16 protein-coding genes are annotated in these 13,961 nt (G+C 56.1%); 6 read left to right on the top strand and 10 right to left on the bottom strand.

Annotated elements, in window-relative coordinates:
• Positions 1-4: 4 nt before the first annotated feature.
• Entirely contained in the window at positions 5-640 is a 636-nt protein-coding gene (gene serB / locus N5098_RS04755; protein ID WP_267636571.1) for a phosphoserine phosphatase SerB, read from the bottom strand.
• Positions 641-746: 106 nt separating this feature from the next.
• Here serB and N5098_RS04750 point away from each other — a divergent pair, with 106 nt between their 5' ends.
• Together N5098_RS04750 and N5098_RS04745 are read left to right on the top strand one after the other, a co-directional pair.
• Positions 747-1,859, top strand: a complete 1,113-nt coding sequence (locus N5098_RS04750) for a sensor histidine kinase (protein ID WP_267636570.1) — start codon at positions 747-749, stop codon at positions 1,857-1,859.
• A 60-nt stretch (positions 1,860-1,919) separates the two neighbouring features.
• Positions 1,920-2,366 (top strand): DUF2062 domain-containing protein, encoded by a 447-nt coding sequence (locus tag N5098_RS04745; RefSeq protein ID WP_267636569.1) that lies wholly within the window; start codon positions 1,920-1,922, stop codon positions 2,364-2,366.
• A gap of 53 nt (positions 2,367-2,419) precedes the next feature.
• Here N5098_RS04745 and purF read toward each other — a convergent pair whose 3' ends face one another.
• From purF to N5098_RS04730, 3 genes are read right to left on the bottom strand one after another with little or no spacing between them, the layout of a single operon-like run.
• On the bottom strand, positions 2,420-3,889 hold the full coding sequence (gene purF / locus N5098_RS04740; protein ID WP_267636568.1) for an amidophosphoribosyltransferase: 1,470 nt from the start codon (positions 3,887-3,889) through the stop codon (positions 2,420-2,422).
• On the bottom strand, positions 3,861-4,031 hold the full coding sequence (locus tag N5098_RS04735) for a 50S ribosomal protein L37e (protein WP_267636567.1): 171 nt from the start codon (positions 4,029-4,031) through the stop codon (positions 3,861-3,863). The genes purF and N5098_RS04735 overlap by 29 nt, the downstream gene beginning before the upstream one ends.
• The gene (locus tag N5098_RS04730) at positions 4,028-4,222 is read right to left on the bottom strand and encodes an LSM domain-containing protein (RefSeq protein WP_267636566.1); all 195 of its coding nucleotides are present in this window, start codon (positions 4,220-4,222) and stop codon (positions 4,028-4,030) included. Before N5098_RS04730 ends, N5098_RS04735 begins: the two co-directional genes overlap by 4 nt.
• Positions 4,223-4,343: 121 nt before the next feature.
• On the opposite strand from N5098_RS04730, the gene sucC reads away from it, so the two are divergent.
• The 3 genes from sucC (at position 4,344) to N5098_RS04715 (ending at position 7,082) form a co-directional block, all read left to right on the top strand.
• Positions 4,344-5,498 carry an ADP-forming succinate--CoA ligase subunit beta gene (gene sucC / locus N5098_RS04725; protein WP_267636565.1) on the top strand — a complete coding sequence of 385 codons (1,155 nt, stop codon included), beginning with the start codon at positions 4,344-4,346 and terminating at the stop codon, positions 5,496-5,498.
• Complete coding sequence (gene sucD / locus N5098_RS04720; RefSeq protein ID WP_267636563.1) at positions 5,495-6,364, top strand: succinate--CoA ligase subunit alpha; 870 nt, start codon at positions 5,495-5,497, stop codon at positions 6,362-6,364. The genes sucC and sucD overlap by 4 nt, the downstream gene beginning before the upstream one ends.
• 82 nt (positions 6,365-6,446) lie before the next feature.
• Positions 6,447-7,082 carry a DsbA family protein gene (locus tag N5098_RS04715; protein WP_267636562.1) on the top strand — a complete coding sequence of 212 codons (636 nt, stop codon included), beginning with the start codon at positions 6,447-6,449 and terminating at the stop codon, positions 7,080-7,082.
• 368 nt (positions 7,083-7,450) lie between these two features.
• On the opposite strand, the gene N5098_RS04710 is transcribed toward N5098_RS04715, so the two are convergent.
• The 5 genes from N5098_RS04710 to N5098_RS04690 form a co-directional block, all read right to left on the bottom strand.
• Positions 7,451-8,491 (bottom strand): hypothetical protein, encoded by a 1,041-nt coding sequence (locus N5098_RS04710; protein WP_267636560.1) that lies wholly within the window; start codon positions 8,489-8,491, stop codon positions 7,451-7,453.
• Between the two features lie 63 nt (positions 8,492-8,554).
• Positions 8,555-8,881 (bottom strand): DUF7126 family protein, encoded by a 327-nt coding sequence (locus tag N5098_RS04705; protein ID WP_267636559.1) that lies wholly within the window; start codon positions 8,879-8,881, stop codon positions 8,555-8,557.
• 1 nt (position 8,882) lies between these two features.
• Positions 8,883-9,800, bottom strand: coding sequence for a glutamine-hydrolyzing GMP synthase (guaA, locus tag N5098_RS04700; RefSeq protein ID WP_267636558.1), 918 nt, complete (start codon positions 9,798-9,800; stop codon positions 8,883-8,885).
• Positions 9,800-11,434, bottom strand: coding sequence for a glutamine hydrolyzing CTP synthase (gene pyrG / locus N5098_RS04695; RefSeq protein ID WP_267636556.1), 1,635 nt, complete (start codon positions 11,432-11,434; stop codon positions 9,800-9,802). Before pyrG ends, guaA begins: the two co-directional genes overlap by 1 nt.
• A gap of 141 nt (positions 11,435-11,575) precedes the next feature.
• Positions 11,576-12,190, bottom strand: coding sequence for an alpha/beta hydrolase (locus N5098_RS04690; RefSeq protein ID WP_267636554.1), 615 nt, complete (start codon positions 12,188-12,190; stop codon positions 11,576-11,578).
• A 53-nt stretch (positions 12,191-12,243) separates the two neighbouring features.
• Between N5098_RS04690 and N5098_RS04685 the strand changes: the two genes are divergently transcribed.
• Positions 12,244-13,086 carry a PspA/IM30 family protein gene (locus N5098_RS04685; RefSeq protein WP_267636553.1) on the top strand — a complete coding sequence of 281 codons (843 nt, stop codon included), beginning with the start codon at positions 12,244-12,246 and terminating at the stop codon, positions 13,084-13,086.
• A 31-nt stretch (positions 13,087-13,117) separates the two neighbouring features.
• Here the strand turns inward: N5098_RS04685 and N5098_RS04680 are convergent, their stop codons facing one another.
• Positions 13,118-13,852, bottom strand: coding sequence for an SOS response-associated peptidase (locus N5098_RS04680; RefSeq protein WP_267636552.1), 735 nt, complete (start codon positions 13,850-13,852; stop codon positions 13,118-13,120).
• Between the last annotated feature and the right edge of the window lie 109 nt (positions 13,853-13,961).

Genomic DNA, 13,961 nt, shown 5'->3' with positions numbered 1-13,961 from the left:
CTATTCAAAGAATCCCTTCAGACGTGAGGAATGTCTCTAGTTCGTCCATCGACTCGACAACTACGTCACACGCCGGTTCGACGGCGGGCTTTGGAGAGAAGCCAACTGCCAAGCCAGCTGCCTCCAGCATCGGGAGGTCATTCGCGCCGTCGCCGACCGCGACAGTCTCGGAGCGGTCAACACCGATAGCTGCACAGAGGACATGTAGTGCGTCATCTTTTGTTCCCTCGATAAGTGGTCCTGCAACCTCACCAGTCAGTTCGCCGTCTCCGACAGGCAGTCGGTTTGCAACGACCGTGTCAACCATCGTGTCTGCCTCTGTAAGCGCTGCATTGACGCCGCGCTCGAACCCACCGGTGAGAATAGCAGTATCAACCCCCTCAGCAGTGAGTGAGCCGAGCACGTCTCCCGTGTCTGGCCTGAGTTGTACCTGTTTGAACGCCTGTTCGGCCTGCTCGTTGTCCAACCCGTCAAGGAGCGCACACCGTTTGCGGAGGCTCTCGGCGTACGCTATTTCGTCGTTCATCGCTGCTTCCGTGATGCGGTCCATCTCATCAGCCACCCCACACTGCTGGCCAAGGAGCACCGTCATCTCGGAATCCGAAAGCGTGCCATCGAAGTCAAACGCAACCAGTGTCATCGTCGTACCGTTTGTGGCCGGGTAACTCAAAGGTCCGGATTTGTAGATTGTATAAAAAGGAGGCTGCCAGCACACTTATCACCAAACCCCTGTTACGCGCACCACGATGGCGACAAGACTCGATGGTGTGCAAGTCGGTGACTGGTCGCATTACAGCGTGAGTATCATCGGGGCGTTGCTGTTGACCATCGGTGTCATCTTGACACTTATTGACAGGCAGCTAACGGCCGTCGAAGGAGTCCGACTTATCGGAGTAGGGGTACCCGCTGTTGCTCTGTTGGGGCTTGGCTCTCGTCTCGCAACAACGGTACGCAATGGTTCAGAGCTCGCCCGTGTTCTTGGCTGGACAGGCCTCGGAAGTATTACTGCGGTAGCATTTGGAGGCTGGCTGATGATTAGTAGCGAGAACGCCATCGAAATTGGCTTGCAAACGGGTGTTGGTGGCCTCTCCGTACTTACAATCGGCGCATTGTTCGGTGCAACTATCGGATACTACAGCGTCCAAGCGCGCACAGTCGTCAAGCAACACAGTGACAAACCCACCCAGCGGCCGTTTCTCGAGGAGCAACAGGAGGCCCTTTACTCGCTCAACCGGATTTTTCGCCACCAGCTTCTGAACGACCTGAGTGCTATTAGTGGCCAGTCGGAACTGCTCGCTGCCGACAAAGTCGAGACCGCAACTGCGACCGAGTCAATAACCAGACACGCAAGAGAGATGGAGTCGACAGTTGACCGGTTCGAACCGATAATGGAGGTATTGACGACTGTCCAGACCCGGACAGATATTCCGGTCGCCGACGTAATTGAGACGGCACGTAATGACGCACAGGAGTGTACATCGAACCTATCAATCCAGTGGAAGGGAAGCACGGACACAACGGTCCGTGCCGATGAGCTACTCTCGAATGCCCTCACCGAACTCTTCGTCAACGTCGCCAAACACGGGTCTGAAACGGCGACGGTGACAACCAATGACATCGGCCAAGAGGTTGTCATCGAGGTGTCTGATACCGGTCCCGGTTTGGCTTCCTCACCACCAGAAGCGGCATTTGATGCAAGCAATCGCGGTCCCGACAGCGACGGAGAAGGGCTTGGTCTGTTTCTCGTCGACCTCATCGTCAGCAGATACGACGGCGATGTCCAGATTACTGAGGCCGACGACGGCACGACAGTCAAAATAACGGTACCGACACACGACCATATACGTGAAAATGAATAAAAAAAGAGCCGGAGTCACCGGTCAGGGATATTTTATGTTGGCAGTGTATAACAGAGAGTGATGAGTGCCAGTCGGGTGACTGGATACGTCGAGGGTGTCCAAACAACGCTCAGGGGGGCGTTCTCAGAGGACCGGTCGCCACATGCAGTCGCATCAAGTTTTGCGTTCGGAATGTTCGCTATTGCGCTTCCGAACTTTGGGGCTGCGGTGCTGGCCCTGATGTGGATTGGAAAGAAAGTCGCGTGGACAAGCAACCTCGCGTTCGTTGCGGCAGTAGCAATTCTGAACCCAGTAGTAAAAGGAGGTATCTATAGCCTGAGCTTCGTTATTGGCGTTACACTTCTCGGCCCGGTACCCGAAATGACGACGCTCGAACTCAGTCTAGATACTGGGAGAGATGTCCTTATTCGGCTCGTTCTCGGGAACCTCCTGCTCGCGTTTGGAATTGCCATCGTCAGCTACGCTGTCTCCTATCGAACGGTCCAGATGGTTCGGAAACACAGATAGAGCACTGTTTTGCTGTTCTGAGAGAATACAACGAAAGCAAACAGAGCAACCGGTCAATCGGCTGTGTTATCAGCGCTACCGAAGGTTGGCCGAGAGATATCTCGGTCTAGGTCTTCGCCCTCGATATCGTAGGGGTACTCGCCAGTCACACAGCCAAGACAAAGGTCATCAGACGAACTATCGAGAGCCTTCGTAATGGCGTCGATAGAAATGTACTGCAGAGAGTCAGCACCGATTTCGTCGCGCACGTCCTCAACTGACCGGTTGGCGGCGATAAGTTCTTCTCTGGTCTTCATATCGATACCCATGTAACACGGCGCGATAATCGATGGGGACCCGATGCGGACATGGACCTCCTCTGCACCGGCTTCATAGAGCAGTTCGATAAGTTGTGAGGAGGTTGTCCCACGCACAATTGAGTCGTCAATAAGCGTCACCGTCCGCCCATCGATTGTCGACTTGATGGGGTTGAGCTTCAGTCGGACAGCTTGTTCGCGCTCGCCCTGTGTTGGCATGATAAACGTCCGGCCGACATAGCGATTTTTCATCAGCCCTTCGGCGAACTCAGTTTTCGCGCCAACATCGTTTGCGGCCTCAGCATACCCGGATGCAAAGGCTCGCCCGGAGTCAGGGACCGGCATGACGACATCTGTTTCGATACCGGACTCTTCCCAGAGCTTGCGGCCCAGTTCGCGACGAACCTCGTAGACGAGGTGGTCATCAAGAACTGAGTCCGGCCGTGCAAAGTAGACGTGTTCGAAAAAGCAGTGTGCTGTCTGTGGTTTATCGGCGACTTGATAGCTCTCGTAACCCGCACCGTTTGGTTCCAAGATGACGAGTTCGCCGGGTTCGACATCACGGATACGTTCGCCACCAAGCGTGTCGATAGCGGACGATTCTGAAGCAAGAACATACCCGTCATCGACTTTGCCAAGAACCAGCGGGCGGTTGCCTTGTGGGTCTCTGACACCGAGTACTTTCTCACCGTGCATGACCGTCAGTGAGTACGACCCATGAATCCGCTGGACGGTTTCCCGGACAGCGCTGACGAGTCCTTCGTCTAGCAGGTTTCGCGCCAAGTCGTGTGCGATAACTTCGGTGTCACCGTTAGAGGTAAACGCGTGGCCTCTCGCTTCAAGTTGGTCTCGAACCTCACCGTCGTTGACGAGGTTGCCGTTGTGCGCGAGGCCAAGCGAGCCACTCTTGAACGAGACCGAAAACGGCTGTGCACAGCACTCGTTGACACCCCCGGCCGTCGGATACCTGACGTGACCAATACCTTGCGTGCCGGGAAGCTGTTCGATGTCACTCTCGTCGAATGCATCGCCGACAAGTCCCATCTCGACGTGTTCGTGTTGTTGGAACCCGTCATGTGTGACGATACCCGCAGACTCCTGCCCACGATGCTGGAGTGCATATAACGAGTAGTAGAGCGAGCGTGCAGCATCTCGGTCTTCGAGCGAGATGCCGACGACTCCGCACTTCTCTCGGGGCTTATTCGCCAGCTTTGCTTTGCCAGGCATAATCTCGGCGCTTGCTTGACTTGCCGAAACCACAAGATGAACAGACTTTCTTCTTTACGTGATAGGACGCTTCACCGCAGCGGCGGCACGTAACGTGACTCTTCTTGTTTTTCACACCTTGCCCAGTCGTTCCTTTGGTCATGGTTGTATCGAAACGACGTTATCGCCGCGTATAATCGTTGTGTCTTCGTCCGCCTCAACCACGAGATTCATGTGCTGGTCGTAGCCCGTGAGGACGCCGGTATACGACTCGCCATCCTTCAGTTGGACTGTGACTTTGTCGTCGACGGCTGCCTCGAGTACGTCTAGCGGTCGGTTCCCTGTTTCGTTCATACCCCTATGGGGTGGCGACGAGTGCTTAAACGTACCGAACCGGAGTCGATATGTCCGTGACTCTCAAACTTGATTCGATACTCCTAACAGTCGGACGCTGGAATTAGGGGCTGAGTTCAGCATGAGAATTCACGAATATCAGGCAAAAGGTCTTTTCGCGGAGGCTGGCATCCCGACGCCGGAGTCGGAGTTGGCCCGCACCGTTGACGAGGCGGTCGAGGTAGCCGACGACATCAGCTACCCGGTCGCTATCAAAGCACAGGTACACGTCGGCGGCCGCGGCAAAGCCGGCGGTATCAAACTCGTCGAGAACACTGAAGAGGCTCGTGAGGCTGCTGACGATATCCTCGGGATGGACCTCAAGGGCTACCATGTCGACAGAGTCCTCGTCGAAGAGGCCGTCGACTTTACTAACGAACTCTACATTGGTGTCACAATGGACCGTGGCGAAGGGAAACCAGTTGCCATGGTCTCGACGCGTGGCGGCGTCAACATCGAAGAGGTTGCCGAGGAAGACCCCGACGCTATTGCCCGCGAACACATTGACCCAGCCTTCGGTATGCACGACTACCAAGCACGGAAAGTCGTCTATGAAGCTGGCATCGACGCGGGCCTCGCAGGCGACGTTGCCTCGATTCTGAAGACACTATACAATCTCTGGGAGGACAGCGACGCCTCTGACGCGGAGATTAACCCGCTGATGGTCACTGCTGACGACGACATCATCGCGGCTGACGCAGTCTTCAACGTCGACGGTGACGCGCTGTTCCGTCACCCAGACCTCGAAGAGATGGAAGAGACAGCCGCCGACGACGATCTTGAAGCCAAAGCCCAAGAGTATGGCTTCGAGGGGTCGAACTACGTCCGTCTGTCGGGTGACGTAGGTATCATTGGTAACGGTGCCGGGCTCGTGATGACGACGCTTGACCTCGTCGATTACTACGGTGGCTCGCCCGCCAACTTCCTCGATATCGGGGGCGGCGCCAAGGCCGAACGGGTCGCTAACGCGCTTGACCTCGTCTTCTCCGACGAGAACGCCGACGCCGTCGTTTTCAACATCTTTGGTGGCATCACACGCGGTGACGAGGTGGCAAACGGTATCAACGACGCCCTTGATCAGTTTGACGAGATACCAAAGCCGGTCATCGTCCGACTTGCAGGTACGAACGCCGAAGAAGGCATGGAGATACTCAACGAAGAACTTGTTCAGGTCGAAAAGACGCTCGAAGATGCCGTCCAAGCTGCAGTCGCCGCAGCTGAGGAGGTGGAAGCATGAGTGTCCTTGTTGATGACGACACGCGTGTCATTGTGCAAGGTATCACTGGCGGAGAAGGGAAATTCCACACCGAGCAAATGCTCGAATACGGCACGAACGTCGTCGCAGGTGCCGTTCCCGGCCGTGGCGGACAGGAAGTTGCAGGCGTCCCCGTCTACGACACTGTCACGCAAGCAGCCCGTGAAGAGGACGCTGATGCTTCGGTTGTCTTCGTCCCGCCTGCATTCGCCGGTGATGCACTGTTCGAGGCGCTCGACGCACCGCTTGATCTCGTTGTCGCGATTACCGAAGGCATTCCGACACAGGACGTGAGCCGTGTTTACCGGCGCTTGCAGGATACTGATACCCATCTCATCGGCCCAAACTGTCCCGGCATCATCACCCCCGGCGAGGCGAAGCTCGGCATTCTCCCGGGTAACATCTTTAGCTCCGGTAACGTCGGCCTCATCTCCCGCTCTGGCACACTCACCTACCAGATTGTCGATAGTCTTACCAGCCGCGGTATCGGCCAGTCGACGGCCATCGGCATCGGCGGCGACCCAATCATCGGGACTGACTTCATTCAAGCACTTGAGCTGTTTGAAGCGGATCCGGCCACGGACGCTGTTGTCATGTGCGGTGAGATTGGCGGTGAGGACGAGGAAGAAGCCGCTGCCTACATCGACGAGAACATGACCACACCTGTCGCTGGCTTCATCGCCGGGCGCACCGCGCCGCCGGGTAAACGCATGGGTCACGCAGGCGCAATCGTTTCCGGCTCTGGGACCGGCACAGCAGAGAGCAAAATCTCTGCGCTCGAAGACGCAGGTGCCCCGGTCGGCGACACGCCAGAGGAAGTCGTCGAGAACGTCGAAGACCTCCTGTAAGGCAGTCTTCGAACGCTCAAAAGTACGTACGTATCTCGACACAAACAGAGGATTCATAGGAATCCTGTCCTTTGCTTTTGATATGACACCAACGAGTCGTAGACGGTATCTTGCAGCCGCTGGCAGCGGACTCGCAGCGGCGCTTGCGGGCTGTATCGGCGGCGGTTCCTCGGACATCAGTTCGCTGTCAACCGACGACCGACCCGCCCGCGGCAATGAAGATGCTCCCGTCAGGATGGCTGTCTTCTCGGACTTCTCTTGCCCCCACTGCGCACGGTTCGAGCGACAGGTCAGACCACAGATTTTCGAGCAGTACGTCGTGCCGGGTGACGTGCTATACTTCCACGTGGACTTCCCGATTCCAGTCAACGAGACGTGGTCTCCCGCCGTCGCCAGCGCGGCGCGGGCAGTCTTCGACGAGGCCGGAAACGACGCGTTCTGGTCGTTTTTTACTGCTATGTTCGACCGCCAAGGGCAGTACTCCTACGACGTCATCGAGATGGTCGCCGACGAGGCCGGGGGCGTCGGTGCAGCCGCCCGCGAAGCCGCCCAGGAGGAGAGCTACAGCGACGAGGTCGAGAGCGACCGGAGCATGGGCGAAGACTGGGGTGTCAGGGCAACACCAGCGCCCATCGTCGCCGACAAATCGGTCCCTGTAGAAGGGCCTCCCGACGAGATCTTCAAGAATATCGCAGACGCAATCGAATCTCAGCTCTGACTCGGCGTACCAGCACTACTTACTCGAAAACGACAGCGTCACACATCAAAAATAACTCTGACGTGATGGTTAAATACAGTATTATGTTTAAAATATGGTAATACTCAGTAACTCAGATTTTCTTATCACTTTCAACTGATTCAACAGATACAAGCTCTAAACCGTCCTCTTCATCCGCCATCAGCTGATCTAAACAGTGCCGTCCTGGCATGTCTCGACCTGTCTTCGATTGATGGGACGTCGTTGATTGGCGTCACCGAATCATCGTCGGTCGTCGTCGACGAAATTGTCGACCCAGAGTACGCGACTGTCGCCGAGGCTATTGGGTCTCGACGCTAAACTGGACGGAAAACGTTCGCTTCTCTCGCTCAGAGCGTCACGTTCGTCCCCGCCTCCTCGCTCAGCGTGTCGGGAACCTCCAGGAAGACGACCGTCTGCGCGCCGCCCGCCGTCGTGATGGTTATTTCTACTGTCGCCCCTTCGTTGAGCGGCGGGAGACTGTCCTGTTCGTCGCTCAGTGGAATAACGAGTTCGTACCGGTCGGCGCTGTCGGTCATCAGGAGGTTGTCCTCGCTCTCGGCAGTGACAACATCGACGTTATACTGCTGTTTGTCGGTATCGTCAATTTCGATAGCGCTGGGTGTGGCATCCACCGTTGCAGTCTCCCCGTCGACTGCACCAACGACGATATTAGCAAAATCTTTGTCAGAAACGTACTGCAGGGTGAGGTCAGCAAGATTAATATCAGCGCTTCCGGCATCAGGCTGGACGACGAGACGGATTTCACCGATTTGGTTGCTGTCCGCACCGTTGACACCAATAGTACCGACCTGACTGGTGGGTTTTATGTTGCCTGCAACCTGTTCCGTGCCCTCGCTTCCGGTGTCGGTTTCGAATTGGTTGGCCTGTTCAAGGATACGCCACTCGCCGTCCTCAGTGGCGAGAAACCACTCAGTAGTGGTCTGTTCCTGTTCACTGCCCCTTACTACATCTATATTTATTTCAACCAGTGCAGTCTCAGCAGCGCTGAGTTCGGGACTAAGAGTGCTCTCCTCGAGCGATGTTCGTTCTACGATAGTCGCGGTGTCAATATCTCGTTCGATGACCTCGCCCTCGACCGAACGGACTTCAACTGGTTCGCGCATTGACAGGCTATGGTAGAACTGTTCTTCAGTCGACAGCAGTTCAGCACGAGTCCGACTATACTCGACAACGGTCTCGGCTGGTCCAAGCCCGTCTTCAGTCTGGTTGTCGTCCTGTGTTGTCTGCTGGTTGGTACTTTTCTGGTTGTTAGTGGCCTGCGTCGCGGGACCGCCGGAGCTGTCTCCGTCGTCACTTTGGCCAAGACAACCGGCAACACCAGTAACAGAAATTCCACTGACTGTTCCGAGGAAGCGACGTCTTCGCATATGTTTATATACACATATTCAGTATGATAAATATGCAACGGTGTGTTCACTCAGGGCGCGTCACTACGCGTCGAGTTCCGCCGCAACATCTGCGGGGTCGAACAGATCTGGGTCGAGAGCGAGGTCGGCCTGTCCACGCGCGAAATCGGCAAGTGAGCCGTCAGCGTAGACGACAACTTTCAGTTCTGGGTTGAGGTCTTTGGCGACTGGGATAGAGGTTGCCTGTGAAACGTCCGTGAGAACGTAGACATCAGACTCGACAATTCCCCCTTCTTCGAGCGACGGGCGGTTACCGATGTCGACAGTCGTCACCTTGTGGCCTGCGTCACTGATGGCGTCTCCGATATCGTACGCATCGGTTCCGCTGACGACCACGTGTAGTTCACTCATCTTACTCGTACTCGATGGTTGCGGGCGGTTTGTGGGTTACGTCATAGACCACACGTGAGACGGTCTCGTTTTCACCGGTAATACGCGACTGGATTCGCTGGAGCGTCTCCCAGTCGATTTCCTGTGCCCGTGCAGTCATCCCATCACGTGATTCGACCGAGCGGACAGCGACAACCCAACCGTGAACACGGTTATCTCCTTTGACGCCGGTCGCCTTACCGATGACCGCCGCGAGCGCCTGCCATGGCTCGTACTCCGTTAGTTCTTCTTCGACGACGTGATTGGCTTCACGAGCGACATCCAGTTTCTCTTCGGTTACTTCACCCAGAATCCGGACGGCAAGCCCCGGTCCGGGGAACGGCATCCGCTCAGCAATAATCGACTCCAAGTCGAGTTTGCGGGCGACCTCACGGACTTCGTCCTTGTAGAGGTCCCGCATCGGCTCAACGATGCCAGCAAAGTCGATGCGCTCGGGTAGCCCACCGACGTTGTGATGAGATTTGATTGTCCCTTCACTTTCGATGCGGTCGGGATAGATAGTCCCCTGAACGAGGTAGTCGGCGTCAACGTCGCGGGCAACCTCCTCGAACTCTCGGATGAACTGCTCGCCGATGATATGTCGTTTCTCTTCGGGGTCGGTCTCACCTTCGAGCGCGTCGAGGAATCGGTCTTTCGCGTCGATGATACGGAGACTATCCATATAGTCGAACGTTTCGCGTATCTGGTCGGTCTCGCCTTTCCGCATGAGACCGGTGTCGACGTAGACAGCGGTGAGTTGGTCGCCAATTGCCTCGTAAGCCAGCGCGGCCGCCGTCGACGAGTCCACCCCACCAGAAAGGCCGATGACAGCGTTTGCATCACCAACGGACTCGCTAATTTCCTCGATTTTCTCGTCAATGAACGGGTCGACATCGACCATCAGCGGTCACCTCCGTTGGCTCCGCTTACTGTGTCGACGAACCCGACAAAGGGCGGACTCGCGCGAGTCGGCCGAGAGCGGAACTCCGGATGGAATTGGGTCCCAAGGAAGTACGGATGGTCGGGTATTTCAAGTACTTCCATCCGCCGCCCGGATGCTCCCGAGAAAACAAGGCCGTTGTCTTCAAGCTCATCAATGTACTCGGGGTTTACTTCGTAGCGGTGGCGGTGGCGCTCTGTACACGTCGTTCCTCCGTAGATATCGGCCGCAATCGTCCCCTCGTTGAGTTCCGTGACATGCTTGCCAAGACGCATTGTGCCGCCCATATCCTCAAGGCCTTCCTGTTCGGGCAACAGGTCGATAACCGGGTTTGGGGTCTCTTCTTCGAGTTCTGCCGAGTGTGCGTCTTCGAGTCCGAGCACGTTCCGAGCGAACTCAACAACAGCCATCTGGAAGCCAAGACAGAGACCGAGGAACGGAACATTGTTTTCGCGGGCATATCGGATTGCTTCGATTTTTCCCTCAGTCCCACGAGACCCAAAGCCACCGGGAACAACAATACCGTCGAGGTCAGTGAGTTCATCCGCATGCCCGTCGGCGAGGCTCTCTGAATGGATCCACTTGCGTTCGACTTCGATGTTACACTCTAGTCCAGCGTGTTTCAGCGCTTCGTGGATAGAGATATAGGCGTCTTCGAGGCCGTATTTCCCGACGAGTCCAACGGTAACTGTCTCTGTTGTCTCTTGGGTGACGCGGTCACGCCACTCGGTGTTGCGTTCTTTCTGCGGGAGTGCTTCGTCAGCAAGCCCCAAATATTCCATTACGTAGTCGTCGAGTCCTTCATCCTCGACCATCAGCGGGACGTGATAGATATCGTCGACATCGGGATTAGAGAACACTGCATCTTGTGGTACATCACAGAACAGCGCAATCTTCTCGCGGGTATGCGCATCGAGTGGCTCGGTGGCGCGTCCAACCAAAACATCGGGCTGGAGACCGATACTCCGGAGTTCCTTGACGCTGTGTTGTGTCGGTTTTGTCTTCTGTTCGCCGTTTTTCGAGTACGGAACGAGGGTAACGTGGGTGAACAGAAGATCGTCGTCGTCTTCCTCGTGGGCAAACTGCCGGAGTGCCTCCAGATACGGCATCCCTTCAATATCGCCGACGGTGCCCCCAACCTCAACAATGCAGACATCACTACCTGCCGCAGCCTCGCGGACACGGCGCTTGATGTCGTCAGTGATATGTGGAATAATCTGGACCGTCTTCCCAAGATAATCGCCAGCTCGTTCTTTTTCGATGACGTTTCGGTACACCTTGCCGGTGGTGATGTTGTGGTCCGAAGTCATGTCGATATCGAGGAACCGTTCGTAGTTCCCCAAGTCGAGGTCGACCTCACCACCGTCTTTGAGCACGTACACCTCTCCGTGCTGGAACGGGTTCATCGTCCCCGCATCGACGTTGAGATACGGGTCAATCTTCACAGCGGTGACATCGAAGCCAGCGTTTGCCAGCAGCCGCCCAGTGCTCGCGGCAGTAATTCCTTTGCCGAGACCGGACATTACACCACCAGTGACGAAAATGAACTTCCGCCCCAGGCTTGGATCGTAGCCTGTATCGGATTCAGTCGGCATATCGACGGTCCGCTGGCAACAGGCAAAACCGTTTCGAACCACCATTTCGGGAGGCGGGGTACGCCAACACCGTCTGACTGGTTGCTAGTTCAAGTATGGGCTACCAGTTGCTTTGAGAGGGTATCTGTCACGTGATTTCGGTTAGGGACTCTCCGCTCTGAGATGGTTGACAAGAAACTCGCTCACGACGCCTGCGACCTTCGCCTGTTGTCCGACAAAGAAGTGGTCGGCCGGGAACGACCGAACTGCAACACCGTTGTCTCGTGCTCTGTCGACAACCGGTTTCCATGTCGCCGTATCGTCGCGCTCGCCGTAGACGACCTGTGTCGGAACTGCAAGCGTGTCGAGACTAGTACATACGTCTTTTTCGTTAGTTACTTGCGCGGCAGGGGCGAGAGCCGAGAGTACGTCAGGCGTTGAGCCCTCGGCCGCTGACGAGGCAGCAAGAATCGCCATCGACGCGCCGAAACTGAAGCCAAACAGCCCAACGCGGTCATAGCGGTCACGTGCCCACGCAACCGCCCGGTGAACATCTGTCTGCTCGGCGTTGCCCTCATCCCACGGACCGTAGTCAAACCGGAGACAGTCGACACCAGCCCCAAGCAGACTGTCACTGACGGCTTCAAGCCGGCTGTCGTGTCTGTCACCGTCAAACTGAGGGTGGGGCGGACAGGCGACAATGGCCATCTCGCTGTCAGTTGTATCAAGCGAAGCATCGAGCGACCGGGTGCCTGGAATCGAGAGTCGTTTGTTCATAGCTAATAAACAGAAGTAAGAATTTTAAGTTTCGTCGGTTCTTGTTCTTTGGCATGGGAATCTTATCGCGCACGTCGTACGTCATCCGGTCGAAAGTCAACTCCCTGCTTAACAGGGCAGAAGACCCGGGAGAGACGCTGGATTACTCCTACGAACAGCTCCGTGATGAGTTGCAAAACGTCAAACAGGGTATCGCCGACCTGACCACACAGAAAAAGCGACTGGAGATTCAGAAACGTCGGCTCGAAGAGAACGTCGAAAAGCACAACGAGCAGGCCAGACAGGCCGTCGAACAGGACCGAGATGACCTCGCCAAACGGGCGCTCGAAAAGAAAAAGCAAAAAATGAACCAGATAGAGGGCCTAGAACGCCAGATATCTGACCTCGAAAAGAAACAGGACGGTCTCATCAAGCAGAAAAACCAGCTTCAACAGCAAATCGAAGAGTTCCGTACCCGCAAGGAAACGATGAAAGCCCGCTACCAGGCGGCCGAGGCCAGCACCCGCGTTAACGAGGCGATGACCGGAGCCGGCGAGGAAATGGAGGATATCAGCCGGACAATCGAACGCGCCGAGGAACAGACCGAAGAGATGGAGGCACGCGCCTCAGCACTCGACGAACTCCGCGAGAGTGGCGCACTCGATAATGCCGTTTCGGACAGGAGCGACCTTGACCGAGAGCTTGAGGACTTATCGACCGAAAGCGCTGTTGATAGTGAGCTTGATACCATCAAATCCGAGATGGGCAAAGACGAGTCCGTCGAAGCGGAGCCCGACGTCTCCGAGGAGACAGCCGAGCCGGCTACGGAGGATGTCAATCTCGACGATATCGAAGAGAACGTCAACGAGTCGGAAGTCGAATCGGAGCTCGAAGAACTGAAAGACGAAGAAACATAGGACGAGTGCCGGTGGTTCAGTGTCGGCTCAGTTAGCTGCCACTGTCGACATCGACTGGCTCGACGAGTGCTGGTGAATCATTACTTGGGTTGTTGACGGCCTTGGAGACCGGATAGGACTGCATGCTGTCTGGGGGGTATGGTTCAAGAAGTGATTCTGCCACAGATACAGAGCCATTGAGCCACTGCTGTTCGTCTTCTTTCTCAAGGATAACAGCCATTCGGTGGTGTAAATCCTCGACGAGGTCGTTTGGCTCTGTTGTAACGATTGTAAACGTTTCAACGATATCAGTCTCCACGTTGGCTGACCCGTCGGCGAACGAGCCGAGGCCGGTCTGTGTGGTGGGTGGGTGCCACTGTGTCCAGAGACCAGCCATAGCAAATGGTCGTTCATCCGCTCGTGCGACGCGGTAGGGTTGTTTGCCCCCATCGGTCTCGACCCACTCATAGAACCCATCCGCAGGGACGAGACAGCGCCCGGCCGTGAGTTCGCCCTCAGACTGCTGTTCGAATGCATCTCGGAAACTTGCTGTGGTTGTCAGAGATTCGCCACGTGCGTTGATGTGCCCTCCATCATCCCGAGAGTCTGCCCACTGCGGGACGAGTCCCCACTCGACTGTTTTGAGCGTGTTACGCTCGGTGTCGGTGATGACTGGGAGCGATTGGCTGGGGGCAGCGTTGTACCGTGGCTTGTACGCTGACACGTCGACATCGAACCGCTCGGCGAGTTTCTCTGCCGGCGTAAACAGGCTATATCGGCCACACATACACGAACGAACGGACAACAGCATAATAAAGCCGGCAGTCATCGACAAGCAGACAAAAGAGTGAGCTCACAGCTACCAAGCAGCCGGCTCTACATTTATGCGTTCGCCC

This window comes from Halovenus rubra, from assembly GCF_026586665.1.
Classification (GTDB): Archaea; Halobacteriota; Halobacteria; order Halobacteriales; family Haloarculaceae; genus Halovenus; species Halovenus rubra.
Note: the sequence above shows the minus strand (reverse complement) of the source record. Positions and strands in the feature narration are given on the sequence as shown.